General features: G+C 39.8%; 17 protein-coding genes. 2 read left to right on the top strand and 15 right to left on the bottom strand.

Annotated elements, in window-relative coordinates:
* Nucleotides 1-244 precede the first annotated feature (244 nt).
* A protein-coding gene (locus NH568_RS10150; protein ID WP_253046726.1) for an IS3 family transposase occupies nucleotides 245-1,323 on the top strand; the annotation gives its coding sequence in 2 pieces (ribosomal slippage) (nucleotides 245-497 and nucleotides 497-1,323; 1,080 coding nt in all).
* An 83-nt stretch (nucleotides 1,324-1,406) separates the two neighbouring features.
* Entirely contained in the window at nucleotides 1,407-1,646 is a 240-nt protein-coding gene (locus tag NH568_RS24190) for a helix-turn-helix domain-containing protein (RefSeq protein WP_366041103.1), read from the top strand.
* 193 nt (nucleotides 1,647-1,839) lie between these two features.
* Here the strand turns inward: NH568_RS24190 and NH568_RS10145 are convergent, their stop codons facing one another.
* The 15 genes from NH568_RS10145 to NH568_RS10075 form a co-directional block, all read right to left on the bottom strand.
* Complete coding sequence (locus NH568_RS10145) at nucleotides 1,840-3,783, bottom strand: nucleoside-diphosphate sugar epimerase/dehydratase (protein ID WP_253046724.1); 1,944 nt, start codon at nucleotides 3,781-3,783, stop codon at nucleotides 1,840-1,842.
* A 118-nt stretch (nucleotides 3,784-3,901) separates the two neighbouring features.
* A complete protein-coding gene (locus tag NH568_RS10140) occupies nucleotides 3,902-4,456 on the bottom strand; it encodes a sugar transferase (protein WP_253046722.1) in 555 nt (184 codons plus the stop codon).
* Nucleotides 4,453-5,379 (bottom strand): NAD-dependent epimerase/dehydratase family protein, encoded by a 927-nt coding sequence (locus NH568_RS10135; RefSeq protein ID WP_253046720.1) that lies wholly within the window; start codon nucleotides 5,377-5,379, stop codon nucleotides 4,453-4,455. Before NH568_RS10135 ends, NH568_RS10140 begins: the two co-directional genes overlap by 4 nt.
* Complete coding sequence (locus NH568_RS10130; protein WP_253046718.1) at nucleotides 5,366-6,178, bottom strand: glycosyltransferase family 2 protein; 813 nt, start codon at nucleotides 6,176-6,178, stop codon at nucleotides 5,366-5,368. Before NH568_RS10130 ends, NH568_RS10135 begins: the two co-directional genes overlap by 14 nt.
* 78 nt (nucleotides 6,179-6,256) lie before the next feature.
* The gene (locus tag NH568_RS10125; protein ID WP_253046716.1) at nucleotides 6,257-6,703 is read right to left on the bottom strand and encodes a GDP-mannose mannosyl hydrolase; all 447 of its coding nucleotides are present in this window, start codon (nucleotides 6,701-6,703) and stop codon (nucleotides 6,257-6,259) included.
* A 107-nt stretch (nucleotides 6,704-6,810) separates the two neighbouring features.
* Nucleotides 6,811-7,605 (bottom strand): hypothetical protein, encoded by a 795-nt coding sequence (locus NH568_RS10120; protein ID WP_253046715.1) that lies wholly within the window; start codon nucleotides 7,603-7,605, stop codon nucleotides 6,811-6,813.
* Between the two features lie 10 nt (nucleotides 7,606-7,615).
* Nucleotides 7,616-8,713, bottom strand: a complete 1,098-nt coding sequence (locus NH568_RS10115) for a DegT/DnrJ/EryC1/StrS family aminotransferase (protein WP_253046713.1) — start codon at nucleotides 8,711-8,713, stop codon at nucleotides 7,616-7,618.
* Complete coding sequence (locus NH568_RS10110) at nucleotides 8,706-9,266, bottom strand: acyltransferase (RefSeq protein WP_253046711.1); 561 nt, start codon at nucleotides 9,264-9,266, stop codon at nucleotides 8,706-8,708. Before NH568_RS10110 ends, NH568_RS10115 begins: the two co-directional genes overlap by 8 nt.
* Nucleotides 9,266-9,673, bottom strand: coding sequence for a hypothetical protein (locus tag NH568_RS10105; RefSeq protein ID WP_253046709.1), 408 nt, complete (start codon nucleotides 9,671-9,673; stop codon nucleotides 9,266-9,268). Before NH568_RS10105 ends, NH568_RS10110 begins: the two co-directional genes overlap by 1 nt.
* Nucleotides 9,674-9,676: 3 nt before the next feature.
* Nucleotides 9,677-10,594, bottom strand: a complete 918-nt coding sequence (locus NH568_RS10100) for an NAD-dependent epimerase/dehydratase family protein (protein ID WP_253046707.1) — start codon at nucleotides 10,592-10,594, stop codon at nucleotides 9,677-9,679.
* The gene (gene gmd, locus NH568_RS10095; RefSeq protein ID WP_253046977.1) at nucleotides 10,591-11,625 is read right to left on the bottom strand and encodes a GDP-mannose 4,6-dehydratase; all 1,035 of its coding nucleotides are present in this window, start codon (nucleotides 11,623-11,625) and stop codon (nucleotides 10,591-10,593) included. Before gmd ends, NH568_RS10100 begins: the two co-directional genes overlap by 4 nt.
* A gap of 48 nt (nucleotides 11,626-11,673) precedes the next feature.
* Nucleotides 11,674-12,891, bottom strand: coding sequence for a hypothetical protein (locus tag NH568_RS10090; RefSeq protein WP_253046705.1), 1,218 nt, complete (start codon nucleotides 12,889-12,891; stop codon nucleotides 11,674-11,676).
* Entirely contained in the window at nucleotides 12,866-13,765 is a 900-nt protein-coding gene (locus NH568_RS10085) for a glycosyltransferase (protein WP_253046703.1), read from the bottom strand. The genes NH568_RS10090 and NH568_RS10085 overlap by 26 nt, the downstream gene beginning before the upstream one ends.
* On the bottom strand, nucleotides 13,758-14,825 hold the full coding sequence (locus NH568_RS10080) for a hypothetical protein (protein WP_253046701.1): 1,068 nt from the start codon (nucleotides 14,823-14,825) through the stop codon (nucleotides 13,758-13,760). The genes NH568_RS10085 and NH568_RS10080 overlap by 8 nt, the downstream gene beginning before the upstream one ends.
* Entirely contained in the window at nucleotides 14,803-15,918 is a 1,116-nt protein-coding gene (locus tag NH568_RS10075) for a hypothetical protein (RefSeq protein WP_253046699.1), read from the bottom strand. Before NH568_RS10075 ends, NH568_RS10080 begins: the two co-directional genes overlap by 23 nt.
* Between the last annotated feature and the right edge of the window lie 147 nt (nucleotides 15,919-16,065).

Below are 16,065 nucleotides of genomic sequence, written 5' to 3'. Positions count from 1 at the left end.
GATAGGTAATTCTATAACACAAGGCATGCCAGTAGCAGCTGACAGACCTTGAAAAGAAAGCGCTTACAGAGCGCTTTCTTTTTGTCTAATACCGAATTGATTAAATTTATGATCTAATGCCAAAATCCAATTTTCATCGATGTGAGAATGATTTTGCAGCCCTCTGAATTTATTATGTAACTCCCCCATAAACTGCAACAGTTCTTGAGTAGAATTTCCATTAACAGAAGAAGGAAGTTTTACGATGAGAAAAAGCAAGTTCACCGAGTCACAAATTGTTGCCATGATCAAAGAAGCTGAATCGGGTGTATCGGTCCCAGATCTTTGCCGAAAACATGGAATTGGACAGAGCACATTTTATAAATGGCGCTCCAAATATGGCGGCATGGAAGCGTCGGATGTAAAGCGACTGAAAGAGCTTGAAGAAGAGAATCGCAAGCTCAAAGACATGTTTGCAACACTGAGCCTTAAACACACTATGCTTGAGGAAATCGTTGCAAAAAAGCTGTAAGCACAAGCAAGCGTAGAGCGTGGGTTGAGCACTTCCTAGAGCAGTATGAGGTAAGTGTGGCACTTGCTTGTGAGGTTGCAGGACTAAATCGAAGTGTCTATTACTACACGCATAAACGGCCACCAGATGATGAGGTAATCGATGCGTTGCTGTTGCTTGTGGAGCGTCATCCTCGCTGGGGTTTACCTAAGCTGTTTAAACGGCTTAGGCATCAGGGTAAAAAATGGAACAAGAAGCGTGTTGAACGCGTTTACAATATGCTAAAGCTCAACTTGAGGCGAAAAGGAAAGCGCCGTGTTCCGACACGCAGCCCAGAGCCATTGAGTACGCCGGAAAAGCACAATGATTCTTGGTCTATGGATTTCATGAGCGACGCTTTAAGCTTTGGACATCGCTTCAGAACATTAAATATTATTGATGATTATAATCGGCAAGCACTGGCCATCGAAGTTGACACCAGCTTGACCACAGAGCGAGTTATTAGGACGCTTGAACGAGTGATTGCCTGGCGAGGAAAGCTGTCGCAAATAAGGGTTGATAATGGACCTGAATTTACATCCAGCCTGTTAGAAAGTTGGGCGCAGGAGAAAAACATAAAGCTAGAGTTTATTCAGCCTGGTAGCCCTTATCAAAACGGTTTTGTGGAGCGCTTTAATCGCAGTTATCGAGAAGAAGTATTAGATTTATATCTGTTCGATTCACTACAACAAGTACGCGAAATCACAGATGAATGGTTAGAAATTTACAATTATGAAAGGCCTCACGATGCACTGGAAGACATGACTCCAGTTGGCTACCTTGAGGCTGCATAATTCTACTAATGAGCTGTACTAGGTTGGGTGGAGTTACAATTAAGCTCTCCAAATAGACCAAAAATCCAAGAAAGAAAGTGTACATGCTCGCACTGGCTCATTTCTTTGAAAGTAAATCTCGCTATCAGATTGCAGAATACTTAAAGGTCAGTCGTACTAGCGTGAACAAATGGGTGAAAGGCTATCTCGACCATGGATTAGAAGGCTTGGAAGAGCTACCTCGTGCGGGGCGCACTTGCAAACTTGATGATTCACAACTGAAGCAGCCTAAGGCATATGTACTCGACTCTATAAATCGCGCGGAAAGTGGTAGGCTAACATGAGAAGATATTCAGCAGTATATATCTGAGTCTTGTCACATAGCAGCATGAACTCAAAAGGTAAGCCATATATTCAACATTCGAGACCAAAACGAAAAAACGCCTGATGGACAGCATCAGGCGTTTTCTATTCTAATCAATTGTGACTTTAGTAAAGCCCCAATGAAGAAGTTATCCGAGTTGTGTATCGTATATGCTATTTAAAACTGACAATATTATCAGGAATATCCATTTTCTTACGTGCACTCCATACCAAATCACAAATATCGTCTGTGGGCGCAAAACTCAATGGTGCCTGAAGTAAAAGTTTCCGAATCGCTTCATGATCAAAGTTATGACATGCCTTATCCAGCGCATCTAGCAGCAACTGGAGTTCTTCTTTGGGCAGCATTACCTCATTTGCAGTCATAATACGCTCGTGAGATGTACTCTCAACATCATCGCCAATTAGTAGCTCTTCATATAGCTTCTCGCCAGGCCTTAATCCTGTACACCGAATTGCAATATCGCCGTCTAAGTTTGTTTCGCTCTGCACTTCCAACCCTGATAAGTGGATCATCCGGGTAGCCAGATCTTTAATTTTTACTGACTCGCCCATATCCAGTACAAACACGTCTCCGCCTTTACCCATAGCACCTGCTTGAATAACAAGCTGAGCCGCCTCAGGAATCGTCATGAAAAACCGTGTTATCTCGGGGTGAGTCAAAGTAATAGGCCCCCCCTCTTTAATTTGACGCCTAAACAAAGGCACTACAGAGCCTGAAGAGCCGAGTACATTGCCAAATCTCACCATACAAAAACGCGTGCCATGACTCCCTTGCGTATATCCGGTAGCAAGTCCTTGCAGAACCAATTCAGCCATACGTTTTGTCGCTCCCATTACGTTTGTCGGACGTACAGCTTTATCGGTTGAAATCAAAACAAAAGTCTCTACGCCAACATTGATAGCAGCTTTTGCAGTACAATAAGTACCAAAAACATTGTTCCGCACGCCTTCAACCACATTGTGCTCCACCAAAGGAACATGTTTGTACGCCGCAGCGTGATAGACAGTTTGTACGCCAAAAGCCTGCATACAATTCTCAACACGGTTTATTCTCTGCACCGAACCAATGATCGGCAGTAGCTCTGTATCAAGTCCCTTTGCCCTGATAAGGTCTGATAACTCTTTTTCGATACAATAGAGACCATATTCTGACAATTCGAATAAAACCAACTTTACTGGGTTGTACTGTACAATCTGCCTGCAAAGCTCTGAGCCTATAGAGCCACCGGCTCCCGTAACCATCACCACTTTATCTTTAATATTGGCAGCCATGAGTTCCGGTTTAGGGTCAACGGGGTCTCTACCAAGCAGGTCTTCTATTTCAACCTCTTTGATTTGATTTAAAGATGCCTTGCCTTCAATCACATCCGCCATACCAGGCACTGTCATGACCTCCACAGGTAACTTTTCTAATTTATAAATAATCTCTTGTCTTCGCTTTCTCGATGCACTTGGCAGCGCAAGTAGTATTTTATCAACTTTGTTACGGTCAATGAGATTATAAATAGATTGAAAAGCAACAACCGGCACCCCTTGAATCACTGAGTTTTGTTTTGCTTTATCATCATCAATGAATGCAGAAACAAAGTACTCTGGACCGGTGCCTAAAGCGGTAGCAAGTTGTCGACCAGCTTCGCCTGCACCATAAATTACGACTGGTGTTTTCTTAACCGCGATAAAACGATAGAACATTGCCCGAACAGCAATACGAGCCCCACCAACTGACAATACCAATAGCCAAGCATATATAATGGGCATAGTTCTCGGGATAGGCACACCTAACCCGAATGCACATAACACTAAAGTCACGGTGCTAACGATTGTGCCTATCAATATTGATGATACAACATGGGCGCCTGCAAATCTCAATACAGCACGATACAAACCCAACTGAATAAAAACCAACAAACTAACCGGCAGCAGTGCAAATAACAAAAGCCAGTTATTCCAATCCGTCAACGGTACCAGACTGTCCAATCTAACAAAAAGCGACAGCCAAAATGCGCTTGCAATAAAAAAGCAGTCAACCAGAAGTGTAAATAAGCGCTTATTTCTTCTGGATGTCCTCAATAAAGCTCGGAGCAAACGGTCCATGAAAAATCCCTAAAATTTGCAATCTTCAACTAGGGCTGTAGCAGCCACAATATTCCTATAGTAGACTAAATATTTACAATAAACGAACATCTATTGCATTAATTAAGCAGTCTATCACTCAGGATCCCTTTACTCGATCTCCGCTTCCCTTGCCGGAAATGGTCAGAAAAATATACTTAAAGTACTTACCAACTGTCAGACTATCTAGCATTTTTTTATCTGTCTTTGCCAGTAACTCTGGCGTTGACATATCAATTTCATTAACCTGAGATAAACCTGTAATGCCAGGTCTATGCGCATAGATCCCAAGCTCAGATCTGTGTTCAGTAAGTTCCGTCTGATTGAACAATCCTGGACGTGGACCGACTAAACTCATCTCGCCTTTAAGTACATTCCATAGCTGTGGCAATTCATCAAGCTTTGACTTTCTTAAGAAACTGCCAAATTTGGTAATGCTACTCGAGCTCGCCAAATGACTCGCCACGGACGCTGTACCGACTGTCATAGTACGAAATTTAACGAGCGTAAATGGTTTCTGATTTCTACCAACCCGTTCTTGGCGGAAAAGAGGAGAGCCGGTGTCAAACAAACCAATAATGTATATCAATATCAAGATTGGAGCACCAACAACCAAACCTAGGAAGGCGAATATAGCATCTAAAAGCCGGATCATTTTTCTACCTTATATAATTCTTTTAAAGCATCTTCTGCTGAATATGGAGGAGCCCAATCTAGCTCTCTTTTTGCAGCAGTCGTATTTATGACTGAATTAGACGTGATCTGCCTAATTAAATTTCTTTTTCCTGTAATTGCTCCCAACAGCTTTAGCAAAGGTAGTGGAATTGGCAATTGCATCATATTCATCCTGCCATACTTAGACAAATGTTTCGCAAGTAAATTAAAGCTCAGGGGCTCTCTATCACTGATCACAAAAGCCCGATTGCCTGCCTTCTCGTGGTTGCAGCAAACAAATATGAAATCTACCAAATTTAGCACCGAAATAAAGCTCCTCGGATTTTTGGCAAAGCCAAACGGGGTAACTTTGAACTTCCTAATAAAGCTTAATAGTACGCCAATGTTCCCAGGCGCATCAAAGGAATATACCAAAGGGCTACGGACTATCACAACTTCCATCTGCGTTTCGGAAGCTAGCTGCTTGAGTAACTCTTCACACTCGACCCGAAGTTCAGATTCCGGGGTTTGAGGCGCTACCCTTGTTTCATCCTCAATTAACTCAGCATGCCCATAGACATTAGAACTGCTGAGATAAATAAACCTCTTCACTCCAGCTTTTTCAGCATCCTTAGCTAACTTTATGCAGGCATCAACATTCACCGCTCTTAGCGCTTCCAGCGAATGCTGGTAGCTATGAGCTGAGGACGCCAAATGTATAATGACATCAATATCTTTTACGTGTTCGGAGTAATCAACAGATGGTGACAATTTATCTAAAAACCGCCACTGGTCTGCGGCTCCTTTATACCGAGACAAAAATTTAAAATTACGACTTCGTGGGTCTTGTCGAATATAGCTGCCAATGTAGCCATTGGCTCCAGTTAACAAGACTCGTTGATTAGTATTGCTACCTTCGCTCATACAACCTCGCTCTTGGGATATAGAGCTTCAAGAACATTGGGTATAAGTTTGGAGCCTTTTTCTTAATAACGGTCAAGACCGCAAAGAAGAAAGTTTTAAATAATGCGGATACATAACTAATATTCTGAAGACGGTGCAATACGTGAAAATATGACTGAAAAGCATCTTTTTTATTAGAAGAAAGCGATGCGTTGTGTACGCGATACCTCGCTAGATCAAGTCCAACATTCCTCGCTTCATGAAACTTTCTGAGCATATTCAACCATAACGCAAAATCATGTCGTTTCTTGGTTTCAGGGAAATAAAACTTGCCATGCTCGGAAACATCATAAACAACAGTCAAGCAACCAATAAAATTGCTCTTTATAAGCATCTTATAATCTACAAACTGAGGTGCCGTGATCTTAAAATCCGCATCATCACCATCACGAAATTGCGTATAATTAGTATACGAGAAACCGATACCCTCCCTTGTCATATAAGCGATTTGCTTTTCCAACTTAGTCGGTTCCCAAAGGTCATCTGAATCCAAAAATGCAATATAACGACCTGTAGCCACCTCAATCGCCTTATTCCTACTACCAGCTCCGCCTCTATTTACTTCGTTTTTAATCAATTTGATTCTGACGTCACCCATGAATCTTTCAATAATTTCAACACTTTCATCTTTAGATTTATCATCGACAATGATTAATTCCCAATCCGTATGGCTTTGTGCCAGTACCGATTCTATTGATTCCGAAATATATGCAGAGCTATTAAAGCAAGGCATAATAATCGACACTTTACTATTTGACACATTAATCCTCATAAATATCAAGTGTTAAGCTAACTAAAACCGTTCCCTCCTTTAATCAGAGGGTATAAATCTTAAAAACTAAAAGTAAGGCAAACAATTTTTGTGTATATTATCGCTTTCAAGTGCATCATGCTTAGAAAAGAACTCATAGTGAGAGTGTTGGCTTTTGGGTAGTGAAGATGCGCCTTTAAAAGGGGTATTCAACTGATATGCCAGTACAACATAGTGCGTTTCAAAATCATCTGAAAAAAAATTACTATTATAAAAGTGCTCGTAAACCCCTTGAAAATTGAAATCCTCTATACTTAACGCAATTCCAACCTCACTTGAAGATATACGTTTAATCGCACTATCTATACTCTCATTTTTCCAAATTCTTCCTCCCGGGACAAACCAGCTCCCTTTTGCGGGTTCATTGGTTCTTTTACCAAATAAGACTCGGTTCTTATCATCTTTCAAAATCAAATCAATCGAGATAAGTGGAGCATTTTTAATAACTGCTTTGAAGTCAATTTCATTTAACATTAATAATGCCACTCTAACTAGAGCTAAAGCTCATTGAAATTCTAGCTGACCATTGAGCTTAAAGCTCAATGATCATTGAACGCCCATCCTATATAAAAGAGCTCAATTTATATAAGTTCAGAGCGACCTAATATTTTTTTATATATTAACTCTCTGAGCTTTCTCTGATATTTTGCTGGTACCAAACGAAACACTCGGCTTCTCAAGAATACGAAACGTAGCTTCAGATCATCTTTGAAGCTCATAACTCCGCGCTTTTCACTATCGAAGTTGATACCAACTTGTTTTAGCTCTTTCACAGCCTGTCGAGTCCATTTACCTTTGATAACGCCGTGGATCCCCTCAAATACATCTTCATAAACAGAGTAAAATCCACCGTAATTATCTGAACGAACAGAACCTTTGAGCTCAAACTCCCAAGCACTTTCGCCATCTTTCAGAATATCAAAAAGTACGTCTTTCTTCCAAATTGATGGAAAAATCGCTGTACGATATAAACTATCTTTAGAAATTTCGCCTATATCCTGATTAAAATCGATATCAGGTAATGGTGAATTTTTCAATCGAAGATAATTCATACCACTATCTATAAACTCTTGATATAACGATGATAGTTTTTCAAAATCGACATCTTTTGTAAAAATAATATCGTCGATAAGTAGTAGAACATATTCTTCTTCAAGCTGGGATAGCGAACTTCGAATACTGGAAGACCAGTCTTTGTCTTCACCAGACTTGATTACTTGTAACCCCGGATAGTCATAATCTTTTTGGTTACTGGCCAAATAAATTGGCCATGGAGATCCTTTCCAGTGACGGCTGTAACCTTCAAAAAATGGAGGCCACAGGTCACTGTAATGATCACAAGTAAGAACTACTACGGCCAGATTATTGCTAGCCATAATTTATCCCTCACTTATTATAAAACTCTTTGATTGCATCACAGATGTAATCTATCTGTGCATCTTCTAACTGAGTCTGAGAAGGCAGCCATAGACCCTGTTCCCCAATGAAGTTCGAGACTTGATGCTCACCGGGATAGTTATAAGCAGCCTGCTTATTAATTGGTGGATACATCACACGAGTCCCGATTCCCTTTTCTTTAAGGAATGCCTGTAACTCAGTGCGATTTTGAACTGTTACATCGATAAACCAAGGGGTCGTATTCTCCAGATCTTGCTCAAAGAACGTAACCTGCTCACACCCTTTTAGATTATCCTGATAGCGGCGAAGAATGTCTTTCTTGCGCTCAACACGCCAAGGTAACTTCTTCATTTGCTCAATGCCGATACACGCTTGTAGTTCAGTAAACTTGAAGTTAAAACCGATTTCGTCATGGATGTCGTTTCCACCACCTGAACGACCAAAATCCTTCAGCTTTCTTAACTTTGTCGCAATTGCATCATCATTTGTGATAACACAACCACCTTGACCTGTTGAAATGATCTTTGGTGCTGAGAATGAAAAACTACCTACATCTCCAACTGTACCCATATGTCTTCCATCTGGATATCTAGAGCCAAGTGATTGAGCTGCATCTTCAATCAATTTGAGGCCTTTCTCATCTGCAAGTTGTCTGAATGCTTCAATACCCGATGTTGGGTAACGACCATTGACAGATACTAGCAAGATTGCTTTTGTTTTATCCGTAATAGCAGCTTTAACTTTTTCGATATCAAGCACTAGACTCTCAGGCTCAACATCGACAAATACAGGCTGTGCACCAAACATTTTGACTGAGTTGGCAGAAGCAATCATGGTGAAGTTAGGAACAATCACCTCATCACCTGCTTCAACTCCGACGGCTAGTGCAGCTAAAGTCAAACTCACAGTACCATTATTAACAACAATACAGTGTTTTGCTTGCGTATAGTCGGCTATCATTTGCTCAAATTGTTCAGTTCGCTTGAACTCTGTAATAAAGCCATCTTCATCCATGTAGTCGCAGACAGCTTTCTTTTCTTCTTCGCCAAACCAGGGGCGCATTTGCATAATAAATGAATCAGACATCCAAACTCCTTAAAAATTCTTTTTCCAGCTCTTCAATTTTTTTTCCATCACGATCTTTGAGCTTTCTAGCGGGAACCCCACCATATAGCGACCACTCACTGAGGTTGTCTTTTACCAAAGATTGTGCGCCAACACTCGCACCTACTTCAAATGTAACATTTGGCAAAACCGTGGAATTCGCACCTACAATACAGTGACGACCGATAAAAATATCACCAAGTACAACTTCACCTTTAAATTCAAGTGGCACCATAGGAGTTGCGATACCAGCGATATAATCATCACTACCAGCCGCGAGCACCACGTTCGGGGCTAACGTCGAGAACGATTCCATCGTGACAGTCGCCTCTTTGCCACCAATGATCTTGCAGCCAGAGGCTATATGCACATTGTCCATGATATTCATTGCAGTTGAAATATAAGTGAAGTCGTCAATAATGACGTTATCTCCAATCTCAACCAATTCTGGGTACCTGATCCGAACCGTTTTCCCAATGATTACGTTCTTCCCGCAGCTTTTGAGCTGCTTTGGATCAAAAAAAATGTTGTCCATTACAAGCGTCTTCTGTCAGCATCAGCACCCACATACGGGCCATTTTTAACTTCTAGAACCTGCGTACCATCTTCCAAAATATCATAGCCATGGCCGCCCATTAATAAAATAATGACGTCACCTTCAGAAACTTCCAGCTCTGCTACTTTTTCTTCTTTGGTATTGTAAACGTGGGCAAGAATTTTACCTTTACGAACATAAAGAACTTCTTGAGTCCAAAGTACTTCACGCTTAACTTCGTTGTGAGTATGAGCTAATAGCTTTTTGCCATTATCATAGCCCCAGGTGCCTACCTGAATATATTCTTCATCTTCGGAGAAAAAGTTTAGATTACCCGCCCAAGCCTGCTCTTCAGGGATGTGACGTGCCAAAACCAAATCATTCTCTTTTATTTCTTTGATAGACATTACTTAGCTTCCTATTTCTTTGTTATACCACTCAATAGTGGCCTTAACACCTTGCTCAAACGGTATTTCTGGTTTCCAATTGAATAGCTGCTCTCCTTTAGTACCATCAACGGTTTTGAAAGGCGCGCCATCAGGCTTCGTGGGATCTAATTGTATTTTACCCTCGTAACCAACTAGTTCTTTGATTTTTTCCGCCATTTCGAGAATTGACACGCCCTCAGCAACACCGATATTGATGGGGTCGACGCTTGCAGCTACATCCATTGAACGTACCATAGCTTGTGCCCCATCATCGACATGCAACCACTCGCGGACAGGTTTTCCACTTCCCCATACGTTCACAGCCTCGGCTCCCTCTTTCTTAGCCTTAGTGAACTTCATTATCAAAGCGCCCAAAGCATGTGAGCGCTCTTCCTCGAAATGATCTTCAGGGCCATACATGTTAGATAGGATAATATTCATCACATCCATACCGTATTGTTGTGTATATGCCCACGAGCCAATCCAAAAAGCTTTACGAACAAAACCGTATACCATCACTGATTCATGTAGCGGTCCATCCCAGAATTCTTCTTCTTTAAACAGAGTAGCCTGCCCTGGGTACGCACAATTAGAGATTGGATTAACAATTCGCTTTACACCGACTTGATTCGCTGCCTCTAACAAACTCAGTGTCATCTTCAGGTTGTTCTGGAACAGATCAACTGGATATTTACCACCAAACTGTATCCCGCCCACAAAGGCTGCACAGTTCAACACATAAGTTGGCCGCACTTTTTTGAACAAGTTTAATGTTGCCTCACTATCTCGAAGGTCAACTCCCAAAGACAATGATGTAGGAACGAATTCGAGTCCTTTTTCAGTCAACAGTTTACAAACACGCTTACCTAAGAATCCCGTTGCGCCAGTAACTAAGATCATGATATATCAGCTCCATAAGTATCGTGTTTAAGGTCATACTGGACCATGATACTCACTAGTTCACGCAGTGAAGTTTTTGCTTTCCAGCCCAGTTCTCTTTCGGCTTTGCTGGCATCGCCCCATAACAGCTCTACTTCTGCCGGGCGATAGTATTTAGGGTCAATTTCGACTAGTAACTCACCGGTCTTCTTATCAAAGCCTTTCTCATTTTCGCCTGTACCTTCCCAAATCACCTCGATACCGACTTCATCAAATGCAAATTCAACAAACTGCCTAACTGTATAAGTTTTACCCGTTGCAATTACATAATCAGTTGGCTTGTCTTGTTGAAGCATTAACCACATCATCTCAACGTAATCTTTTGCGTAACCCCAGTCGCGCTTAGCATCAAGATTACCTAATTTAAGAAGCTTCTGACGGCCCTGGGAAATACGTGCAACAGCTTTAGTAATCTTTTTAGTTACAAACGTCTCGCCTCGACGAGGTGACTCATGGTTAAACAAGATGCCATTACAAGCAAATAAGCCATATGATTCACGATAGTTTACAGTTACCCAATAACTATAAATCTTAGCAGCACCATATGGAGATTTAGGGTAGAAAGGTGTTGATTCGCTCTGCGGCGCAGTATCAGGTAATCCCCCAAACAGCTCCGAAGTTGAAGCTTGATAAAACTTAGGGTTAATACCCAAGTCTTTGATAGCATCCAACAAACGAATTGTGCCCACACCGTCAACCTCTGCAGTATACTCTGGCACTTCGAATGATACAGCTACATGTGATTGAGCTGCCAAATTGTATACTTCATCAGGTTGGATCTTAGATAATAGGCTATGTAAATTACTCGAATCTGTAAGATCTCCATGATATGTGTAGAAGTTTTCATGATCCATCAGATGATCAATCCTCGGTGTCGTAAACACCGAAGAGCGACGCAATATTGCGTGGACTTCGTACCCTTTTTCAAGTAGAAGCTCTGCTAAATATGACCCGTCCTGACCAGTAACACCGGTGACAAAAGCTTTTTTCATTTCCATAACCACTATTCAAGTATTTAAAATTACTAAGAAAAAACAAGTTCAACTGCTTTTTCTACTAAATGTCGCGTTAGATGCCAGCCTATAATAACTGTATATGACTAGTAAATACACAATATCTGTCATCAATCGCAGCGATGAAATCACTACGACATCCAAGACTTCACCAAATAGCTCACTAAAGACTAGCGGCACTGTAAAAAACAGAGAGCTAAAAATAGTAGCTTTCAAATGAAGACTAAATAAACCATTGGTAAAGATATAAACATTCGAGATAATAGATTTAAGTACACCAAAGATTAAAAGGCTACTTAATATCACCATCGATATACGCATAACCTCTACTTGAGGAATAAATTCAATATCTTTACCTGTGATAATGCTGAATATTTGTTCCGAAAACAGGTTGACGAGTGAGAAACAACCCAGCGCATATAAAACAACAAAGAACACAGCGTTATTTAAAGACACTCCTCCACGATCTGCCCTAACAAAAATTATTTTATAAATCACATTTATTGCAGACAATGCTGCTCGAATTACTTTTCTACAGACTATGTATATAACTGACTGCTCGGCACTAAGAGTAGCCGAAATCAAATAACTATCAAGCTGCGTGAACAAGCTGGTAAATAAATCCGACAAGAAATAGTTTACATACCGTTTGTAGAATAAAGTCATAACTCTTAATGATGGCTTTTGAAGCTTGAACTGAACTGAGAAAAACAAAAATGCAGTGAAGCTCACTACATATGCGATAACCAGTGCGACAAACAATTCAAAACCAGAAAAATACAATCCTAAAAAGACGACAAACTTTACCGAAGATAGCAAGACAAAATAATAAGCTTTGCCTTTATTCAAAAACGCAATAGCGCTTTCAGAAGTAGAAAGCAGCAAAAGGGTAGAGGCGATAACAGTTAAAGTAAAAGACTGATCAAAAGCAAAGTTTAACAGTGCGATAAAAATTATAGAAACACAGAAATTCACCAGTCTAAAACAGAATAGTGTACTATATACCTTATTCAGAAACCTACTAGTATATGTTTTAGAAGAGAAAAATTGTGACGCACCAAAGTCTCCCACTATAGAGAAAAAAGCGACAAGAGAAATTATTTTCTCATAGTCAATAAGTGTTTCTGATGAATCATTTAGCAAAGTTCTCGCAATCAGCAAAGGGAGTAATAAATTTAACCCTTGAAAAGCTAACGAAAGAAAACTCTCTTTATCTAATTTACTTAAATATCTTGCCAAAAACATAACCTATCCCTTTGGCCATATAACATAAATTTAGAATTGCTATATCCTCTATATGAAACTTACCACACTTCTTCACGGAAATAGCAGTACTAATCAGAAATAGTCCTGCTAGAGGTATTATAGTAAATGGTGCTAATATTAAGGACATCATGATAACTAAAAACCAAGTAATAAATATGACATGCCCAGTTTGGTTTTGGCCAATTCTTGCATCCCACTTAGAATACCTAAAGTGTTGTAAAAACAGCGCTTTAAATGTATCTCTAACGTCCCAAGCAACTAGTGCACTAGGCTTGAAGAGAAACGAAAAACCTGCTTTACGCATTTTTATATCAAAATCAGTATCTTCACCAATAGCAAAGCTTTCATCATATCCACCGACAGCTTCCCAGGCATACTTGTGTAAGCCCAGAGATCTAGATGAGGGATTAAAAGTTGCCCCATCAATACGCTCAGAAGGTTTATAAAAAAGTCTCTTATAAGACTTTTGAATTAAATTTTCACCTGTGTATTCATAGTAGCCAGATACAATATCACTTTCCTCTAGCCCAGTGTAAATTTCATGGAGCCAATTATCTACTAGTGCAACTCCAGCATCAGTAACCGCTACTTTTTCAAAGTCAGCATTTCCTATTGCTAGGTTACGTCCCTGCGAAATATTACACTTTTCTTCTATAACTTTCAGTTCGATGTCAGTACAAGATAAAGACTCTCTAAAAATGCGTACGGTGTCATCTTTAGATATAGAATCAACTAAGACAATTTGAGCGGGCCAAAATGTTTGCTCAATAATACTTTTACAAAACTTAGCGATTGATTTTTCTTCATTATAAGTCGTAATAATTAATGATATATCTAATTTTTCTTTATTCATACAAAATCAAAAACCTATAGTACAAGTCTGTAAAAAGTGTTAAATAACCATCATCAGCAAAACCCATGACCATTTGATTAAATAACTTTCTCTCCAGGTCAGGGCTAAAGCGGGTATTGCCTTCTATTTGCCCAGTATTTTCCAAAACTTCTTTAATGACAAACGGTGCAACAACATTGACACAATCAACACCATATTTCTCATATTTATTCACAAAATCATAAGACTCCCTAACATCAATGGTTAGAAAGTCTTCACTCAAATATTTTTTTAGCGTATGTAGAGATGCAACATATTCGCCATTCAATGAGCTATCACCAGACAGTTTTATATAACGACCTAACAAAGAGAGTTGAGTCTGCAAGTATGGTGTCCTTAATCGGTTTTCCCAGTCTGCTGGTGCTTCCGGAAAGAACCCTCTCTTGTCAGTCAGCCACACAAAGTCTGATTTTATAAATTTTATTAGCTTTGCCTGACTCTCTTTGTAACGATTAGAGTCAAAAGTGTCTTTATAACTCTCAAAAGCAAGAACCCCAGCGATAGCATGATTCCCCCCCCATTGTGGAGGATGTTCAGCCAGCCAATTTAATGAGAGTTCAACTTTTTCTCTTATCAGTTGCTTTTCTGAAAACGCTTCAAATGATTGCAACAACGCAGTAACAAACAAAGCACTTCGAACGTAAGCCTCTGTTTTATATTGCTTAAATGCACCATTCTCCTGTTGATTATTGCTCAGAGCTGCTGCTACAACGGCCTCTAACTTTATGCTAGGAAACAGCTCAGGGCAGTTTCTGTGTAGAAATATATAAGACTCAATATACTCAAAATGACTTATATCTCTGAAATCTTCGTTTTCAAAACACATCCCATCCTGTTCGCACGCTTTAATAAAAGTCTGCGCAAGAACCTCGGAAAAGTAGTTAAGGTGGTTATCTGATTTGCACTTCCCTGCCTTTACATGATAGAAACTTGAAACTTTAACAGGCTGTCGAACCTCTTCAGTACAGCCAGTTAACAATAAAAATAATAAAAAAACTCTAAACCCTGAGTAAAGTTTCATTATTCTTTCCATACACTTTGTTGTAGCCATTATTGGCCACACTAGGGGTCACTGTATGGTTTTCTGCCTTAAGCATTAAAAAGACCCAAATCGTGATAAAACCACAAAACTGCACACTACTCATCCAGAGAAACACAAAAAATATAACTGATAAATATGTACAAACAGAGGTCTCAATCTTCCGCAATGCTGAAAAGACTATCAGCATGGTCACAATCAATCCTATTATACCAACTTGCATAAAAATTCGCACTAAAGTTTCATGAACAAGATGAAACTCTCCGCTGTCTACTTCGTCCTTTGGAAAGGTAAATTCATGGAGATCCAAGTAACTGAACACATGCTCGGTGTCCGTATAGATTGAACCTATCCCCCTTCCAAACAGCGTAGTGAACACAGTGTTTTCATTACTTATCGCATGGAGAGAAGCAAACCTCACCCCCAAGGAATTAACATCACTAAATGTATTGCTGCCGGAAACAATCTCAGACGCCTTTACGACTTGACCAACTTTTAATTTAACCCAAGAGCCAGAAGGTGCAGCATGATAGATAAATACAACGGCGACAATAATTGCGAGTGTATATGCTAAGTAGACAATTTTTCGATAGGCAAGAAGGCTAATACAGAGAGTCAGGATAATTAGCACCAAGTGTGCAGACTGCATAGTTTTTAGAAAAACAGCTAAGTTGATCAATATTGCAACCGATGAAAGGCTAAAATATTTCTTGTCGATTGTCAGCTTGTAAAAAGCGCCAAAAATTATAACAAAATTAACCAAATGCCCGTAAAAAAAGTAATATGAGCCATACAACTCATAACCAAGCCCGCCAAAATACACGAGAATATAACAAATAGGCAACATCGTTGAAAAACGATAGAGTATATAAAAATAATCCAGTTTTGGAGGCTCGATTAGCCTATTGGAAAATAATAGAGCAAATGCGGCAATATAGAAAAACAGATCATTAAAGAAGTACTTACTTCTAAAAAAATCACCTATCGTAATTTGTGTCAGAGTCGGTAGTATTAACATAAAGACGAAAGGTACTATATAAAGATTTACACTTCGAACAGCAGTTAATAACAACAAGGAAACAACCAACTTATAGGGCCCGGACAGAAAGCTCACCATAGTATCACTATATGGATAAGCTGAGTATTGGTGAAATATTAGAAAGTAAAACAGAGAGAGCGTATAGAAAACACTAATATTATTAATTCTGAAAAAAACAAGCAG

It is taken from the genome of Pseudoalteromonas sp. XMcav2-N, assembly GCF_024124545.1.
In the GTDB taxonomy this organism is placed as follows: Bacteria; Pseudomonadota; Gammaproteobacteria; order Enterobacterales; family Alteromonadaceae; genus Pseudoalteromonas.
The sequence above is the reverse complement of the archived record's forward strand: the minus strand, read 5'-3'. Positions and strand labels throughout refer to the sequence as shown.